Genomic DNA, 17,913 nt, shown 5'->3' with positions numbered 1-17,913 from the left:
CCACTCTTTAACAGCCTTTTGCACAGGCTGCAGGTATTTCTGGGCGCTGACGCGCGTTAGTACGCCGTTTCGGGTTCGGCAAGCCGCAGCAGAACACGCGTGGCCTCCTGCCAGTCTTCTGCCTGAGTAATCGCGCTCACCACCGCAATACTGCCCACCCCGGTGGCCAGTACCTCTGGCGCACGATCAATACTGATGCCTCCGATCGCGACTGTTGAGATGCCGTGCAGCCGGGCCAAATGGCGCTTAAGTTCAGCTACGCCCTGCGGGGAAGAGGGCATGGCCTTCGTCTGGGTGGGGAAGATGTGCCCCAGCGCCACATAGGAAGGGCGCAGTGCCAGCGCCCGATCCAGCTCTGCATCATCATGAGTTGAAAGTCCCAGCCGCAAGCCTGCGTGCAGGATCTGCTGCAGGTTAGCGACCTCTAAATCTTCCTGACCCAGATGGACGCCATAGGCCTGATGTTTAATCGCCAGTTGCCAGTAATCATTGATAAACAGACGTGCCTGATAGCGCTTACCTGCGGCGATAGCCCGAATAATCATGGGTTCAACCACCTCGTCCGGCTGATCCTTGATCCGAAGCTGAAGGGTTCGCACACCGGCTTCCAGCAGGCGCTCTATCCATTCCACGCTGTCAACGACCGGATAGAGCCCCAGACGTGATGCGGTTGCGGGAAAGGCGTCCATTTATTCCTCCTTTATTGCGGTCGCAGGGTGATACAGCTCACCGCCGCGCTCACGAAAATGATCAGACATTTTCGCCATCCCCACCTCAATCGCCTGGGCTTCGGCTTCCTGCCTTGCGGCGTAGTCACGCACTTCCTGGGTAATTTTCATTGAGCAAAATTTGGGGCCGCACATAGAGCAGAAGTGGGCCACCTTACCGGACTCCTGCGGCAGGGTTTCATCGTGGTAAGCCCGGGCCGTATGCGGATCCAGTGCAAGATTAAACTGGTCTTCCCAGCGAAACTCAAAACGTGCTTTGGACATCGCATTGTCGCGGATCTGCGCGCCCGGATGACCCTTGGCCAGATCGGCTGCGTGCGCGGCGATCTTGTACGTGATTAAGCCCTGTTTAACATCTTCCTTGTTTGGCAGACCTAAATGCTCTTTGGGCGTGACGTAGCACAGCATGGCGCAGCCGAACCAGCCAATCATCGCGGCACCAATGCCGGAGGTAAAGTGATCGTAACCCGGAGCAATATCAGTGGTGAGGGGGCCCAGAGTGTAAAACGGCGCTTCATGGCAATGTTCCAGTTGTTCGGTCATGTTGCGACGGATCATTTGCATGGGAATATGGCCGGGGCCCTCAATCATCACCTGCACGTCGTATTCCCAGGCAATTTTCGTCAGCTCACCTAAGGTGTGCAGTTCCGCAAACTGCGCTTCGTCATTGGCATCCTGAATCGATCCCGGACGCAGGCCGTCACCCAGTGATAATGAGATGTCGTAGGCCGCACAAATTTCACAGATGTCGCGGAAGTGCTCATACAGGAAGCTCTCTCTGTGATGCGACAGGCACCACTTCGCCATAATGGAACCACCACGCGAGACAATCCCAGTCAGGCGCTTCGCGGTCATGGGCACGTAGCGCAGCAGCACGCCTGCATGAATCGTAAAATAATCCACACCCTGCTCGGCCTGTTCCAGCAATGTGTCGCGGAAAATTTCCCAGTTCAGATCTTCTGCCACACCGTTAACTTTCTCAAGCGCCTGATAGATCGGTACCGTACCGATAGGCACCGGGCTGTTACGCAAAATCCATTCACGGGTTTCGTGGATATAGCGGCCGGTGGAAAGATCCATGACGGTATCGGCGCCCCAACGCGTTGACCACACCAGCTTTTCAACCTCTTCTTCAATCGAGGAGGTCACGGCTGAGTTGCCGATATTGGCATTCACTTTCACCAGAAAGTTACGCCCGATGATCATGGGTTCGGATTCGGGATGGTTAATATTTGCCGGAATAATAGCGCGCCCGGCAGCCACTTCCTGACGCACAAACTCAGGGGTAATATTTTCTGGCAGATGGGCGCCAAAGCTGTGCCCCGGATGCTGCTGCAGCAGCACCTCGCCGCGGATGCGTTCCCGGCCCATATTTTCCCGCAGCGCGATAAACTCCATCTCCGGCGTAATTATGCCCCGACGAGCATAATGGAGCTGGGTAACGCAGTGGCCTGCCTTTGCACGGCGTGGTGTGGGCAGGTGTTCAAAACGTAAGTGATCCAGGCCGTCATCGGCCAGCCGCTGTTGCGTGTAGGCAGAGCTGATTTGCACCAGATTTTCGCTGTCATTCCGCTCTTCAATCCAGCGCGCCCGCAGTTTATCCAGCCCCCGATGCACGTCGATTTGTGCGGCGGGATCGCCATAGGCACCGGCCGTATCGTAAACCGGAACGGGCTCATTCTCCTCATAAACCGGCGCTTCTTTACTGCCGCTGGTCAGGGTAGGGCTGAGTTGAATTTCCCGCATTGGGACACGGATATCATCGCGGCTGCCGGTAAGCCAGATACGTTTTGAATTAGGGAAGGCGCTGCCGCCCTGAAGAGAGTCAATGAATTCCTGTGCCTGAGCACGTTGTTCGCGACGGGTCGTTTTAGCAGTAGACATAGCAATATTCCAGTAAGAGGGAAGGTTGCTTGTCCGGAGTTCGGAAGGAGTAACGGCACTGCTGACACCATTCGGTGGCGTACCGTATAAATTTACTCTTGTTCCCTTCGCAGGTTCTAACCTGATCAGGTTCCGCGGATCCCGAATTAACGGTCTCAGCCCTTAGGCACTCCGACAAGATGAGGTTTCAACGATTTCGCTACGGCGCCCGCTCGGCTTCACCCCGGAAAAAGGTATAGCATGAACAGCGCCCGTAGATGACGTATCAACCGTAAACACCGACTACGTTCGGCGTTAAACGTAAAGCCCACTCAGCATAAGGGGGCTTTTGGCTAATCACAAGTCTTTTACAATCGATTAGGTTTTAGGCGGGGCGGGCAATTTCGCTGTCGTTAGCCACGGGCGGGGTCAGGTGATTATCCCATGCCATCTGGATGAGTTTGTCCTCAAGCGTAAAGCGTCCTTCCAGGGCTTCTCCGACCTCCGATAGCGCATTCTGAAAGGTGACGTAGTTATCGTCATCAATCGCCTGCTGCAGGTGTCCGTCATACAGCTTCATCAGTTGTTCGGTGTTGGCTTCCAGCGAGGGATAAATCTGCGTTGCTGCCAACAGCGGACTGGTACCGTCCATTTCTCCGATCAGGCGTTGATAGAGGCTGAAGTGGCCGGATGAAAGGTAATCGACCAGATTATGGCAAAAGTTATCAAGTGCCTGTTCATCCAGACGCGTCAGTGCCTCTTTCTTTGGCTTGATACCGACCAAATGGTAATAAGAAACCAGTAACTGGCGGCGAGCGGCCAGCCATGAATCGACCAGTTCATTACTGCCACCTACGCGTTTGGTCAGAACGTCTAACTGGTTGAGCATAGTTAACTCCGTATGAGTTATGCACCTTCATATTTCAGATTAGCGATGCGTCAAGTGCGCTTGTTTTCCACGAGCCTGCCGGGGAGAAATAAGCGTGTTGCCGTCTTGCAACCAGAATTATTTGGGTATAGTTGTTCATCTACACACTTAACATCGGGACTTCAGCGTGCGGGTTGACGCTAAGGATGACGAAATAAATGCAATGCGAAATTTCAAGCGTAGACGCTGGATGGTGGATTGTCAGCAGTGAACAAAAAATTTGGTTACCGCAAGGAGACCTGCCTCACGGTAATGCGCAGCATTTTGGCCTGACGGGTCATCAGGGGCGCGTAATTGGCGAATGGCAGGGGGAGAATGTCTGGCTGATTTGCGAAACACGTTCGGAGGATATGCTGTCTTTGCGGCAGTTACTTAACGAAGATCCGGGACTGTTTCAGTTGGCAGGGCGCGGTGTACAGCTGGCCGAATTTTATCGCTCTCACCGCTGGTGTGGCTACTGCGGCCATGAGATGCACGCCAGCAAGCGTGAATTTGCCTGCCTGTGCAGCCACTGCCGTGAACGCTACTATCCACAGATTGCGCCCTGCATTATCGTCGCCATTCGCCGGGGGGACGAGATCCTGTTGGCTAACCATGCGCGCCAGCGTAATAACATTTACACTGTGCTGGCCGGTTTCGTCGAAGTCGGCGAAACCATTGAACAGGCCGTCGCGCGCGAGGTAATGGAAGAGAGCAACGTGCGTGTGAAGAATGTCCGCTATGTTACCTCGCAGCCCTGGCCTTTCCCGCAGTCTCTGATGATGGCGTTTATGGCGGAATATGATGGCGGCGAGTTACAACATGACGGCAAAGAGCTGCTGGACGCCGGATGGTTCCGCTTTGATGCGCTGCCTTTACTGCCGCCGCCCGGTACCGTCGCCCGTCGATTAATTGAAGATACGGTGGCCCTCTGCCGCGCTGAGGCGTGAGAGTGCTACACTACTCGCTTGATACCGAGAGAGTCCTGAGATGAGTGAACTGAAGAACGACCGTTATTTGCGCGCCCTGTTACGCCAGCCTGTAGATGTCACCCCCGTATGGATGATGCGGCAAGCCGGGCGTTATTTGCCGGAATATAAAGCGACGCGCGCCCAGGCAGGCGATTTTATGTCGCTGTGCAAAAATGCCGAACTGGCCTGCGAAGTCACCCTGCAACCCCTGCGTCGCTTTAAGCTGGATGCGGCGATCCTCTTCAGTGATATTCTCACCATCCCTGATGCGATGGGGCTGGGTTTATACTTCGAAACAGGCGAAGGCCCGTGCTTCTCCAACCCGATTACCTGCCGTGCTGATGTCGATCGCCTGCCGGTGCCCGATCCTGAACAGGAGCTGGGTTACGTGATGAATGCGGTACGCACCATCCGTAAAAACCTCAACGGCGAAGTACCATTGATTGGCTTCTCAGGCAGCCCCTGGACGCTGGCGACCTATATGGTTGAAGGGGGAAGCAGCAAAGCCTTCACTAAGATCAAAAAAATGATGTATGCCGAGCCTGCCACGCTGCACGCCATGCTGGATAAGCTGGCCGACAGTGTCATCCTCTATCTTAATGCCCAGATCCGCGCCGGTGCGCAGTCGGTGATGGTCTTTGACACCTGGGGCGGCGTGTTAACCGGGAACGACTATCGTGAGTTCTCGCTTTACTACATGCATAAAATTGTCGACAGCGTGCTTCATGAGAACGAAGGCCGTCGTGTACCCATCACCTTGTTTACCAAGAATGGTGGCCAGTGGCTGGAAGCCATTGCTGAAACGGGCTGTGATGCACTAGGTCTGGACTGGACTATCGATATCAGTGAAGCCCGCCGCCGTGTCGGCCACAAAGTTGCTTTGCAGGGCAATATGGATCCTTCCATGCTCTATGCACCCCCGGCGCGAATTGAGCAGGAAGTGGCAACGATTCTGGAAGGATTCGGCCAGGGTGAAGGCCACGTTTTCAATCTGGGACACGGCATCCATCAGGATGTTCCACCCGAGCATGCCGGCGTATTTGTTGAGGCGGTGCACCGTCTGTCACGCCAGTATCATTCGGCGTCATAATGGATATCGCCGCTCTTCGCGCGGAGCAACGCCAACGGGCCGCAGAAGTCGTACGGCAGGATGATTTTGACGTGCTGCCGCCACGCTTTATTGGTGGCGCAGACGTCGGTTTTGAGCAGGAAGGCGCAGTGACGCGTGCGGCACTGGTTATTCTTGAATATCCGTCCATGAAGCTGGTGGAATATCGCATCGCGCGCATTGATACCACCATGCCTTACATTCCGGGCTTTCTCTCTTTCCGTGAGTATCCGGCCCTGCTGGCGGCCTGGGACATGCTGGAGCAGAAGCCCGATCTGCTATTTGTCGATGGTCATGGTATCTCACATCCGCGCCGGCTTGGTGTCGCGTCGCATTTTGGGTTGATGGTGGATGTTCCCACTATCGGTGTTGCGAAAAAGCGTCTGTGCGGGCACGTTGAGGCGCTGGATGAAACGCCCGGCAGTCGGCAGCCGTTGATGGATAAAGGAGAACAAATTGGCTGGGTATGGCGCAGCAAGGCACGCTGTAACCCGCTGTTTGTTGCCACCGGACACCGCGTCAGTCTGGACAGCGCTCTGGAATGGGTAGAAAAGTGCACACAGGGCTACCGTTTACCGGAGCCCACGCGCTGGGCGGATGCTGTGGCATCTCGCCGACCCGCATTTCTGCGCTGGCAAAGCGCGCTTTAACACTGTTTGTATGGCGCTTTTGGGTTACACTGCCGCCAGCGAAACGAATAAGAGCTCTGTGTATGTTACAAAACCCTGTACATCTGCGTCTGGCAAAGCTGGAAAGCTGGCAACACCTGACGTTTATGGCTTGCCTGTGCGAGCGCATGTATCCCAACTACGTGGCTTTTTGCCAGCAAACCGAGTTTGCCGATCCTGCACTTTACCGCCGTATTCTGGATCTGATTTGGGAAACGCTGACGGTTAAAGATGCGAAGATCAATTTTGACAGCCAGCTGGAAAAGCTTGAAGCGGCGATTCCCGATGGCGATGCGTTTGAGGTTTACGGTGTCTATCCGGCCATTGATGCCTGCGTGGCATTGAGTGAAGTGCTGCATTCGCAGTTAAGCGGTGAAACGCTTGAACATGCGATTGAAGTCAGCAAGACCTCGATCACCACCGTTGCCATCCTGGAAATGACTCACGAAGGTCGCGAAATGACCGATGAAGAGCTACGAGAAAATCAGGCTGTCATCGATGAATGGGACCTGCAATGGGAGATTTTTCGCCTGCTCGCGGATTGTGAAGAGCGAGACCTCGAATTGATAAAAGGTCTGCGATCTGACCTGCGTGAGGCGGGAATTAGTAACATCGGTATAAAAATTCAGCAATAAGGCGAGAAAACGTGACTTCAGGCCTTAATTAGCGCGCCTGGAGGCTTCACATCAGCCCCCAGTCTGGTCTACATTTGGGGGGCTGAAAATTGTGGCTATCGGTGCGTGCAGGCTGAAGAGTGCCCGAAGCTGGCTTTTCCCTCGCACTCGTTGCTTAGCAAGCGATAAATACACTTTAAGGATAACTTATGAACAAGACTCAACTGATTGATGTGATCGCAGAAAAAGCTGACCTGTCTAAAACCCAGGCCAAGGCAGCGCTGGAATCTACTCTGGCTGCAATCACTGAGTCTCTGAAAGAGGGTGATGCTGTACAACTGGTTGGTTTTGGTACTTTTAAAGTGAACCACCGCGCTGAGCGTACCGGTCGTAACCCACAGACTGGCAAAGAAATCAAAATCGCTGCGGCAAACGTACCTGCATTCGTGTCTGGTAAAGCTCTGAAAGACGCCGTTAAGTAAGACGTCGCACTGCGGTAACGTTTTAAAACAGGGGCGATTTCGCCCCTTTTGTTTAGGGGCCAGCCACCATGACTACGCTGTTTCAGCGATTATCAGCCCTGCTTCTCTCCTCTTTTCTCATTGGGTGTAGTTCAACGCCCGACATTCCGGCTTTCTCGGCCAGCGGTTATCTCGCCGATCGCGGCAGTGTTCGTATCTGGCGCAAGAATACCGATCATCACTCGGTACATATTCGTACGCTCTATAATCCGTTCAACAGCGAAAAAAGTGAAATTACGGACTATCGCTGGCTCGGCGATGATCTGATCAGCGTGGAACGCCAGGTGAAAGGCGAAAAGCCAGACGACGTTACGCTACGCTTTGATCAAGGCGGCAATCTCAATTTTATGCAGCGCCAGCTCGCGACGCGCCGTGAGGCAGTCAGTCCGGATGCGGTTGAGCTTTACAAGTTTGATGCACAACGTATGCGTGAAGTCAGCGATGCGCTGTTAAGTGGGCGGGTGTTTCTGAAACAAGGACACTGGTCAGGTGGAAGCGTTGTGACAACCTGTGAGGGCCAGCAGGTGACGCCGGCTTTCGACAGTTATGCACTGCAGACGCTTACGCACTACCGCCGTGATAAGGCGGAACCCTTGATGATTTCATGGCTGGAAGCGCCTGAAGGCGTGCAGTTGCTGCGTGTGACTCAAAAAGATGAATGCGCGGATGCGCCGGATGAGGCGAATTTCTGAGGCAATAAAAAGGGGCACTGGGTGCCCCTTTGATCATTATTTACGGTTAATGGCACGATAGCCGATGTCGCGTCGGCAGAAACTGCCTTGCCAGGAAATCGGCTTAGCCAGTTCGTAAGCCCGTTTCTGTGCGGCAGCAACATCATCGCCTAGCGCGGTGACGCAAAGAACCCGCCCACCGTTCGTCAAAACCCGATCCTCTTCAAGGCGCGTCCCGGCGTGGAAAACTTTGCCGTCGGCAACCTCTTCCAGCGGCAGACCGTGAATCTGATCGCCGTTATTGTAAGAGCCGGGATAGCCCCCGGCTGCCAGCACCACGCCCAGTGAAGGGCGGGGATCCCATTGTGAGTCTTTTTGATCAAGCTTGCCTTCACAGGCGGCCAGACACAGATCCACCAGATCCGATTGCAGGCGCAGCATAATGGGTTGTGTTTCGGGATCGCCGAAGCGGCAGTTGAATTCGATCACTTTAGGCTGACCAGTCTGATCGATCATCAGCCCGGCATATAAGAAGCCCGTATAGACATTGCCTTCGGCGGCCATGCCACGTACGGTTGGCCAGATAACCTGATCCATAACGCGCTGGTGGATTTCATCGGTCACCACCGGGGCAGGGGAATAAGCACCCATTCCTCCCGTGTTCGGCCCGGTATCGCCGTCGCCCACCCGTTTATGGTCCTGGCTGGTGGCCATTGGCAACACATTCTCGCCATCAACCATCACGATAAAGCTGGCTTCTTCGCCGTCCAGAAACTCTTCAATCACGATACGGTGCCCGGCGTCACCAAACGCATTGCCCGCCAGCATATCCTGCACGGCATCTTCCGCTTCCTGCAGCGTCATGGCCACAATCACGCCTTTACCGGCAGCCAGCCCGTCAGCTTTGATGACAATCGGCGCACCTTTTTCACGCAGGTAAGCCAGCGCAGGGGCGACGTCGGTGAAGTTTTGGTACTCGGCACTGGGGATGTTGTGACGTGCAAGAAAGTCCTTGGTGAATGCTTTAGACCCTTCCAATTGCGCGGCGGCCTGAGTTGGACCAAAGATTTTCAATCCGGCCTCGCGGAACGCATCAACCACGCCTGCCACTAACGGCGCTTCAGGGCCGACAATGGTGAGATCAATCTGTTCACGTTGAGCGAAGGCCAGCAAAGCGGGAATATCGGTGGGGGCAATATCGACGTTCTGCAACGCGGGTTCCAGCGCGGTGCCCGCATTACCAGGTGCGACAAAAATGGTTTCTGCCAGCGGCGACTGCGACGCTTTCCAGGCCAATGCGTGTTCACGTCCGCCGTTACCGATGATTAAAATTTTCATAAAAGGCTCCACAGAATTAATGGCGGAAGTGACGCATGTCGGTAAAGATCATGGCAATACCATGCTCATCCGCTGCCGCAATCACTTCATCGTCGCGGATAGAACCGCCAGGCTGAATCACACAGCTTACGCCCACGGCAGCAGCGGCATCAATGCCATCCCGGAACGGGAAGAACGCATCGGAAGCCATCGCGGACCCTTTTACTTCCAGGCCTTCATCACCCGCTTTAATTCCTGCAATTTTGGCAGAGTAGACGCGGCTCATCTGGCCAGCACCTATGCCGATGGTCATATTGTCGCGCGCATAGACAATGGCGTTGGACTTAACGAATTTCGCCACTTTCCAGCAGAACAGGGCATCACGCAGTTCCTGCTCAGAAGGTTGGCGCTTACTGACGACGCGCAACTGGCTGGCATCGACCATACCGAGGTCGCGATCCTGAACCAGCAGACCGCCATTCACCCGTTTGAAATCAAGGGCAGCCACGCGACCCTGCCAGTCACCGCATACCAGCACGCGGACGTTTTGTTTTGCCGCGGTCACTTTCAGCGCAGCTTCCGTTGCAGCAGGAGCGATGATGACTTCAACAAACTGTCGGCTGATGATGGCCTGGGCTGTCGCCTCATCCAGCTCGCGGTTAAAGGCAATGATGCCGCCGAAGGCAGATGTCGGGTCAGTCTGATAGGCACGCTCATAAGCTGCCAGAATTGACTCACCCACCGCAACACCGCAAGGATTGGCGTGTTTGACAATGACGCAGGCGGGCTCAATAAACTCTTTCACGCACTCAAGCGCGGCATCGGTATCCGCAATGTTGTTATAAGAGAGTGCCTTGCCCTGCACCTGGCTGGCGGTAGCGACCGAGGCTTCCTGCACATTCTCTTCTATATAGAAGGCGGCGTCCTGATGGCTGTTCTCGCCATAGCGCATATCCTGCTTCTTAATGAAGTTGAGATTGAGGGTGCGCGGGAAGCGGCCGGCTGGTTGGCTGGTTTCACCATGATAGGCAGGAACCAGAGTACCGAAGTAGTTAGCGATCATGCTGTCGTACGCGGCGGTATGTTCAAACGCTTTGATTGCCAGGTTGAAGCGGGTTTCGAGCGTCAGTGAGTTCTGATTGGCGTCCAGCTCAGCGATAATGGCCGGATAATCGCTGCTCTTAACGACAATCGCCACGTCTTTGTGATTCTTGGCCGCCGAGCGCACCATTGTCGGGCCGCCAATATCAATGTTCTCAACGGCGTCTTCCAGTGAGCAATCTGGTTTTGCGACGGTTTGGGCAAAGGGATAAAGATTGACGACCACCATATCAATCGGGCTGATAGCATGCTGCGCCATCACCGCATCATCTTGTCCACGACGTCCTAAAATGCCGCCATGGACTTTCGGGTGCAGTGTTTTAACGCGTCCATCCATCATTTCCGGGAAGCCGGTGTAGTCAGACACTTCTGTGACGGGAAGTCCCGCCTCTGCGAGCAGGCGAGCGGTACCACCTGTGGAGAGCAGCTCAACTCCGCGCTGAGAGAGTGCCTGAGCAAATTCGAGGATGCCGGCTTTATCAGAAACACTGAGCAGGGCGCGGCGTAAAGGACGAGGTTGTTGCATGGTGGTTTTATCCCTTGGCTTTGATTCGCGTAAATAAGAGCGTTACATCAAGCTTGCGTGCTTACTTTTCTCTATATAGAGCAGCAAAAGCGTAAAAACTTCAGGTAACGCCCCGAAAAGGGGCATCCATTGCGTTGCGGGGCATTGTAGCGAAAACGTTTGCGTGATGCTCGTCTAAATTTGATGCGGCCGGGAATGTGGATAACTTTGTGTGTAACTGCGTATAAGGCGGGGTTTTGCTGTGGAATGCAGCGAACAGTCATTTTTATTGAATTTAGCCCTTGTCAGCCAGAGAGAACTCCCTATAATGCGCCTCCATCGACACGGCACAACGGCTTACGGAATGCGGTGTTGAGAGGGTCAGGCAACTGAGCCGCCGGAGAAAAACTTCTGAAAAAGAGGTTGACTCTGAAGGAGGAAAGCGTAATATACGCCACCTCGCGACAGGCGGTTAACCCGCTGTTCGCACTGCTCTTTAACAATTTATCAGACAATCTGTGTGGGCACTCGCAGGATTGATATCAGCGTCTCCGGACGTAAAAAATATCAAAGCCTCACGAGTGAACACATAATGAAATTCATTATGACGTTTTACAGATGAGCACCGCTGGACTTGTTTCAGCAAATCAAACTTTAAATTGAAGAGTTTGATCATGGCTCAGATTGAACGCTGGCGGCAGGCCTAACACATGCAAGTCGGACGGTAGCACAGAGGAGCTTGCTCCTCGGGTGACGAGTGGCGGACGGGTGAGTAATGTCTGGGGATCTGCCCGATAGAGGGGGATAACCACTGGAAACGGTGGCTAATACCGCATAACGTCGCAAGACCAAAGAGGGGGACCTTCGGGCCTCTCACTATCGGATGAACCCAGATGGGATTAGCTAGTAGGCGGGGTAACGGCCCACCTAGGCGACGATCCCTAGCTGGTCTGAGAGGATGACCAGCCACACTGGAACTGAGACACGGTCCAGACTCCTACGGGAGGCAGCAGTGGGGAATATTGCACAATGGGCGCAAGCCTGATGCAGCCATGCCGCGTGTATGAAGAAGGCCTTCGGGTTGTAAAGTACTTTCAGCGGGGAGGAAGGCGATGTGGTTAATAACCGCATTGATTGACGTTACCCGCAGAAGAAGCACCGGCTAACTCCGTGCCAGCAGCCGCGGTAATACGGAGGGTGCAAGCGTTAATCGGAATTACTGGGCGTAAAGCGCACGCAGGCGGTCTGTTAAGTCAGATGTGAAATCCCCGGGCTTAACCTGGGAACTGCATTTGAAACTGGCAGGCTTGAGTCTCGTAGAGGGGGGTAGAATTCCAGGTGTAGCGGTGAAATGCGTAGAGATCTGGAGGAATACCGGTGGCGAAGGCGGCCCCCTGGACGAAGACTGACGCTCAGGTGCGAAAGCGTGGGGAGCAAACAGGATTAGATACCCTGGTAGTCCACGCCGTAAACGATGTCGACTTGGAGGTTGTTCCCTTGAGGAGTGGCTTCCGGAGCTAACGCGTTAAGTCGACCGCCTGGGGAGTACGGCCGCAAGGTTAAAACTCAAATGAATTGACGGGGGCCCGCACAAGCGGTGGAGCATGTGGTTTAATTCGATGCAACGCGAAGAACCTTACCTACTCTTGACATCCACGGAATTTGGCAGAGATGCCTTAGTGCCCTCGGGAACCGTGAGACAGGTGCTGCATGGCTGTCGTCAGCTCGTGTTGTGAAATGTTGGGTTAAGTCCCGCAACGAGCGCAACCCTTATCCTTTGTTGCCAGCGATTCGGTCGGGAACTCAAAGGAGACTGCCGGTGATAAACCGGAGGAAGGTGGGGATGACGTCAAGTCATCATGGCCCTTACGAGTAGGGCTACACACGTGCTACAATGGCGCATACAAAGAGAAGCGACCTCGCGAGAGCAAGCGGACCTCATAAAGTGCGTCGTAGTCCGGATCGGAGTCTGCAACTCGACTCCGTGAAGTCGGAATCGCTAGTAATCGTGGATCAGAATGCCACGGTGAATACGTTCCCGGGCCTTGTACACACCGCCCGTCACACCATGGGAGTGGGTTGCAAAAGAAGTAGGTAGCTTAACCTTCGGGAGGGCGCTTACCACTTTGTGATTCATGACTGGGGTGAAGTCGTAACAAGGTAACCGTAGGGGAACCTGCGGTTGGATCACCTCCTTACCTGAAGATACCTTCCCGCGAAGTGCTCACACAGATTGTCTGATAGAAAGTCACGAGCAGAAAAAACCTCTACAGGCTTGTAGCTCAGGTGGTTAGAGCGCACCCCTGATAAGGGTGAGGTCGGTGGTTCAAGTCCACTCAGGCCTACCAACTTCGCACTCATGCTGCGTTATGTCTCCGGCTCGCATAGTTCACTATGCTTCGCGGACACACGCCTTGCCTGAGCACGAAGTGCACTTCTCACGAAGTGTACTCGGTTGAGTGGTAGTAGTGGTCTCTGCAGTAACTGTATGGGGCTATAGCTCAGCTGGGAGAGCGCCTGCCTTGCACGCAGGAGGTCAGCGGTTCGATCCCGCTTAGCTCCACCATACTCACTACTGTTTTTTTCTGAAAATACTTCAGAGCGTACCGGCAACGGTGTGCTGCGAAGTATTCTGCTCTTTAACAATCCGGAACAAGCTGAAAATTTGAAACGACGCATTGTCGTGTTCCTCCGTAATAAGGAACACAGCACAACGCGTTCGAGTCTCTCAAAAGCTCATGACACGCAGCGTAAAACGCCTGTGGGTTGTGAGGTTAAGCGACTAAGCGTACACGGTGGATGCCCTGGCAGTCAGAGGCGATGAAGGGCGTGCTAATCTGCGATAAGCGCCGGTAAGGTGATATGAACCGCAATAACCGGCGATACCCGAATGGGGAAACCCAGTGTGTTTCGACACACTATCATGCAGTGAATACATAGCTGTATGAGGCGAACCGGGGGAACTGAAACATCTAAGTACCCCGAGGAAAAGAAATCAACCGAGATTCCCCCAGTAGCGGCGAGCGAACGGGGAGGAGCCCAGAACCATCATCAGCTTGTGCATCAGTGGAAGCGTCTGGAAAGTCGCAGGGTACAGGGTGATACTCCCGTACACAAAGGTGCACAGGCTGTGAGTTCGATGAGTAAGGCGGGACACGTGGTATCCTGTCTGAATATGGGGGGACCATCCTCCAAGGCTAAATACTCCTGACTGACCGATAGTGAACCAGTACCGTGAGGGAAAGGCGAAAAGAACCCCGGCGAGGGGAGTGAAACAGAACCTGAAACCGTGTACGTACAAGCAGTGGGAGCCTCTTTATGGGGTGACTGCGTACCTTTTGTATAATGGGTCAGCGACTTATATTCTGTAGCAAGGTTAACCGTATAGGGGAGCCGCAGGGAAACCGAGTCTTAACTGGGCGTTAAGTTGCAGGGTATAGACCCGAAACCCGGTGATCTAGCCATGGGCAGGTTGAAGGTTGGGTAACACTAACTGGAGGACCGAACCGACTAATGTTGAAAAATTAGCGGATGACCTGTGGCTGGGGGTGAAAGGCCAATCAAACCGGGAGATAGCTGGTTCTCCCCGAAAGCTATTTAGGTAGCGCCTCGTGAACTCATCTCCGGGGGTAGAGCACTGTTTCGGCTAGGGGGCCATCCCGGCTTACCAACCCGATGCAAACTGCGAATACCGGAGAATGTTATCACGGGAGACACACGGCGGGTGCTAACGTCCGTCGTGAAGAGGGAAACAACCCAGACCGCCAGCTAAGGTCCCAAAGTCATGGTTAAGTGGGAAACGATGTGGGAAGGCCCAGACAGCCAGGATGTTGGCTTAGAAGCAGCCATCATTTAAAGAAAGCGTAATAGCTCACTGGTCGAGTCGGCCTGCGCGGAAGATGTAACGGGGCTAAACCATGCACCGAAGCTGCGGCAGCGACACTATGTGTTGTTGGGTAGGGGAGCGTTCTGTAAGCCGTCGAAGGTGTGCTGTGAGGCATGCTGGAGGTATCAGAAGTGCGAATGCTGACATAAGTAACGATAAACAAGGTGAAAAACCTTGTCGCCGGAAGACCAAGGGTTCCTGTTCAACGTTAATCGGAGCAGGGTGAGTCGACCCCTAAGGCGAGGCCGAAAGGCGTAGTCGATGGGAAACAGGTTAATATTCCTGTACTTGGTGTTACTGCGAAGGGGGGACGGAGAAGGCTATATCAGCCGGGCGACGGTTGTCCCGGTTTAAGCGTGTAGGTGTGTGTTCCAGGCAAATCCGGTTCACTTTACACTGAGGCGTGACGACGAGGCACTACGGTGCTGAAGTGATAAATGCCCTGCTTCCAGGAAAAGCCTCTAAGCATCAGGTAACACAAAATCGTACCCCAAACCGACACAGGTGGTCAGGTAGAGAATACCAAGGCGCTTGAGAGAACTCGGGTGAAGGAACTAGGCAAAATGGTGCCGTAACTTCGGGAGAAGGCACGCTGGCGCGTAGGTGAAGGGACTTGCTCCCGGAGCTGAAGCCAGTCGAAGATACCAGCTGGCTGCAACTGTTTATTAAAAACACAGCACTGTGCAAACACGAAAGTGGACGTATACGGTGTGACGCCTGCCCGGTGCCGGAAGGTTAATTGATGGGGTTATCCGCAAGGAGAAGCTCTTGATCGAAGCCCCGGTAAACGGCGGCCGTAACTATAACGGTCCTAAGGTAGCGAAATTCCTTGTCGGGTAAGTTCCGACCTGCACGAATGGCGTAATGATGGCCAGGCTGTCTCCACCCGAGACTCAGTGAAATTGAAATCGCTGTGAAGATGCAGTGTACCCGCGGCAAGACGGAAAGACCCCGTGAACCTTTACTACAGCTTGACACTGAACACTGAGCCTTGATGTGTAGGATAGGTGGGAGGCTTTGAAGCGTGGACGCCAGTCTGCGTGGAGCCGGCCTTGAAATACCACCCTTTAATGTTTGGTGTTCTAACGTAGGCCCGTAATCCGGGCTGCGGACAGTGTCTGGTGGGTAGTTTGACTGGGGCGGTCTCCTCCCAAAGCGTAACGGAGGAGCACGAAGGTTGGCTAATCCTGGTCGGACATCAGGAGGTTAGTGCAATGGCATAAGCCAGCTTGACTGCGAGAGTGACGGCTCGAGCAGGTGCGAAAGCAGGTCATAGTGATCCGGTGGTTCTGAATGGAAGGGCCATCGCTCAACGGATAAAAGGTACTCCGGGGATAACAGGCTGATACCGCCCAAGAGTTCATATCGACGGCGGTGTTTGGCACCTCGATGTCGGCTCATCACATCCTGGGGCTGAAGTAGGTCCCAAGGGTACGGCTGTTCGCCGTTTAAAGTGGTACGCGAGCTGGGTTTAGAACGTCGTGAGACAGTTCGGTCCCTATCTGCCGTGGGCGCTGGAGAATTGAGGGGGGTTGCTCCTAGTACGAGAGGACCGGAGTGAACGCACCGCTGGTGTCCGGGTTGTCACGCCAGTGGCACTGCCCGGTAGCTAAGTGCGGAAAAGATAAGTGCTGAAAGCATCTAAGCACGAAACTTGCCCCGAGATGAGTTCTCCCTGAGCCTTTAAGGCTCCTGAAGGGACGTTGAAGACGACGACGTTGATAGGCCGGGTGTGTAAGCGCAGCGATGCGTTGAGCTTACCGGTACTAATGACCCGTGAGGCTTAACCTTACAACGCCAGAGGCGTTTTGGTAGAGAGACGACTTGAATTTTCAGCATTGTTTACCGGATAAAGAATTTAGTTCTGTTCTGCGGACGTGAGTCCGAAGGATTTTGCGCTGAGTGCAAGGCGGCAACCGAGACGGGGTGAAGGAGCATACTGAGGTATGTGACGGAGCGGCGCGAGGGAAGCCAACGCGGCAGCAGCGTGAAAGACGCAGGACGGAGCACAAAGAATTTGCCTGGCGGCTTTAGCGCGGTGGTCCCACCTGACCCCATGCCGAACTCAGAAGTGAAACGCCGTAGCGCCGATGGTAGTGTGGGGTCTCCCCATGCGAGAGTAGGGAACTGCCAGGCATCAAACAAGTAAAGAAGCCCTGAACTGACGTTCAGGGCTTTTTTACGTCTGCGATCTGGCAGATAACCCCTCATCTCTGCGCCGTTCCGGACCGGACGCATCCCTTTACCGGCGTTTAGCGGGCAACGGTGAACCAGCAGCAAGGCACGGGTGCAGTGGCGGAGCGACGTAAAACACAGGCACGTCATCTGGTACACGGCAGACAGGCTGTTATCAGTAGGCATCTTTGAAAACGCCTTAAAATCGTTGAAGATCGCCTGGTTGAGTTGGATAAGATGGGCAGCATTAATTAAAGACAAAAAAAGACCAGCTATTTTAAAAACGCGGAATGCGTTTAAAAACAGCCGGTCACGTGCTTTTTTAGCGCCGATATTATTTATATAATTCAGCGGTTACGTGGGCATAATTATTGGTGTCTGCACTGATAACTCTAAAATGATCGCCTTGTTGTTTCGCCTGTCTGGCAATTTTAGAGACCGCGCCATCCAGTGTTAATGAGGTGGCAGAGACGGTTTGTGCAAAACAACCGAAAGACATCAATGAAAATGCCACGGCAGCAGCAGCTGACGTTACTTTATTGATTTTCATAATATTACCCCTTTATTTCAGTTGATGAAGGAGTCTGTCTGGCTCCGTTAAAATTAAACTAGCAGAGTATGTGCAGTTTAAAATTAACGCCCTGTGCTCTAATTAATATCAACCTGCTAGCATTATTTTCAGTATGTAAAAGAGAATATCAGCAGGTTAAATCTGTAGGGATTTAATACTGGAATAATATAACTATACACTGGAATATCTTTCAGCCTGATTGTTTACAGCGCATAGTGAGATGCACTTTCCAGTTATGCCCGCTGACCAGCTCGTAATCTAAAAAACCGTCAAGTCGTCCGCACAGTGATTTATCTGACCTTCGCCT

At 53.7% G+C, this 17,913-nt stretch carries 12 protein-coding genes, 2 tRNA genes, 3 rRNA genes and 1 riboswitch; of the genes, 11 read left to right on the top strand and 6 right to left on the bottom strand.

All coding sequences use genetic code 11. From position 1 onward, the window contains the following. Positions 1-56: 56 nt before the first annotated feature. From thiE to AAIE03_RS16955, 3 genes are all read right to left on the bottom strand, one after another. Complete coding sequence (gene thiE / locus AAIE03_RS16965; protein ID WP_013024119.1) at positions 57-689, bottom strand: thiamine phosphate synthase; 633 nt, start codon at positions 687-689, stop codon at positions 57-59. Then, positions 690-2,612: a phosphomethylpyrimidine synthase ThiC gene (gene thiC, locus AAIE03_RS16960; RefSeq protein WP_013024120.1), complete on the bottom strand. Its 1,923-nt coding sequence runs from the start codon at positions 2,610-2,612 to the stop codon at positions 690-692. 85 nt (positions 2,613-2,697) lie between these two features. Beyond that, positions 2,698-2,796: riboswitch (TPP riboswitch) on the bottom strand. A 180-nt stretch (positions 2,797-2,976) separates the two neighbouring features. Then, positions 2,977-3,480, bottom strand: a complete 504-nt coding sequence (locus AAIE03_RS16955; RefSeq protein WP_013024121.1) for an Rsd/AlgQ family anti-sigma factor — start codon at positions 3,478-3,480, stop codon at positions 2,977-2,979. A 197-nt stretch (positions 3,481-3,677) separates the two neighbouring features. Between AAIE03_RS16955 and nudC the strand changes: the two genes are divergently transcribed. From nudC to AAIE03_RS16925, 6 genes are all read left to right on the top strand, one after another. Continuing rightward, on the top strand, positions 3,678-4,448 hold the full coding sequence (gene nudC / locus AAIE03_RS16950; RefSeq protein ID WP_013024122.1) for an NAD(+) diphosphatase: 771 nt from the start codon (positions 3,678-3,680) through the stop codon (positions 4,446-4,448). A gap of 40 nt (positions 4,449-4,488) precedes the next feature. Beyond that, on the top strand, positions 4,489-5,559 hold the full coding sequence (gene hemE / locus AAIE03_RS16945) for a uroporphyrinogen decarboxylase (protein ID WP_013024123.1): 1,071 nt from the start codon (positions 4,489-4,491) through the stop codon (positions 5,557-5,559). After that, the gene (nfi, locus tag AAIE03_RS16940; RefSeq protein WP_014595037.1) at positions 5,559-6,227 is read left to right on the top strand and encodes a deoxyribonuclease V; all 669 of its coding nucleotides are present in this window, start codon (positions 5,559-5,561) and stop codon (positions 6,225-6,227) included. The genes hemE and nfi overlap by 1 nt, the downstream gene beginning before the upstream one ends. A 62-nt stretch (positions 6,228-6,289) precedes the next feature. Then, entirely contained in the window at positions 6,290-6,880 is a 591-nt protein-coding gene (locus AAIE03_RS16935; RefSeq protein ID WP_013024125.1) for a YjaG family protein, read from the top strand. Between the two features lie 188 nt (positions 6,881-7,068). Then, positions 7,069-7,341: a nucleoid-associated protein HU-alpha gene (gene hupA, locus AAIE03_RS16930; RefSeq protein ID WP_006121511.1), complete on the top strand. Its 273-nt coding sequence runs from the start codon at positions 7,069-7,071 to the stop codon at positions 7,339-7,341. Positions 7,342-7,409: 68 nt separating this feature from the next. Further along, positions 7,410-8,072 carry a DUF1481 domain-containing protein gene (locus AAIE03_RS16925; RefSeq protein ID WP_014595039.1) on the top strand — a complete coding sequence of 221 codons (663 nt, stop codon included), beginning with the start codon at positions 7,410-7,412 and terminating at the stop codon, positions 8,070-8,072. 36 nt (positions 8,073-8,108) lie between these two features. On the opposite strand, the gene purD is transcribed toward AAIE03_RS16925, so the two are convergent. Together purD and purH are read right to left on the bottom strand one after the other, a co-directional pair. Then, on the bottom strand, positions 8,109-9,389 hold the full coding sequence (gene purD / locus AAIE03_RS16920; RefSeq protein ID WP_015701282.1) for a phosphoribosylamine--glycine ligase: 1,281 nt from the start codon (positions 9,387-9,389) through the stop codon (positions 8,109-8,111). Between the two features lie 16 nt (positions 9,390-9,405). Next, positions 9,406-10,995: a bifunctional phosphoribosylaminoimidazolecarboxamide formyltransferase/IMP cyclohydrolase gene (gene purH / locus AAIE03_RS16915; protein WP_013024128.1), complete on the bottom strand. Its 1,590-nt coding sequence runs from the start codon at positions 10,993-10,995 to the stop codon at positions 9,406-9,408. A gap of 635 nt (positions 10,996-11,630) precedes the next feature. On the opposite strand from purH, the gene AAIE03_RS16910 reads away from it, so the two are divergent. From AAIE03_RS16910 to rrf, 5 genes are all read left to right on the top strand, one after another. Continuing rightward, positions 11,631-13,172: ribosomal RNA gene (locus AAIE03_RS16910) — 16S ribosomal RNA — on the top strand. Between the two features lie 73 nt (positions 13,173-13,245). Beyond that, positions 13,246-13,322: transfer RNA gene (locus AAIE03_RS16905), tRNA-Ile, on the top strand. Positions 13,323-13,464: 142 nt separating this feature from the next. Further along, positions 13,465-13,540, top strand: a tRNA-Ala gene (locus tag AAIE03_RS16900). A gap of 206 nt (positions 13,541-13,746) precedes the next feature. Then, positions 13,747-16,651: ribosomal RNA gene (locus AAIE03_RS16895) — 23S ribosomal RNA — on the top strand. Positions 16,652-16,880: 229 nt separating this feature from the next. Further along, a 5S ribosomal RNA gene (gene rrf, locus AAIE03_RS16890) occupies positions 16,881-16,996 on the top strand. The 16S, 23S and 5S rRNA genes sit together here with 2 tRNA genes alongside, the layout of an rRNA operon. Before the next feature lie 373 nt (positions 16,997-17,369). Here rrf and AAIE03_RS16885 read toward each other — a convergent pair. After that, positions 17,370-17,585, bottom strand: coding sequence for a YdgH/BhsA/McbA family protein (locus AAIE03_RS16885; RefSeq protein ID WP_014606960.1), 216 nt, complete (start codon positions 17,583-17,585; stop codon positions 17,370-17,372). Between the last annotated feature and the right edge of the window lie 328 nt (positions 17,586-17,913).

The sequence above is a fragment of the Pantoea sp. Ae19-2 genome (assembly GCF_059801205.1).
Note: the sequence above shows the minus strand (reverse complement) of the source record. Positions and strands in the feature narration are given on the sequence as shown.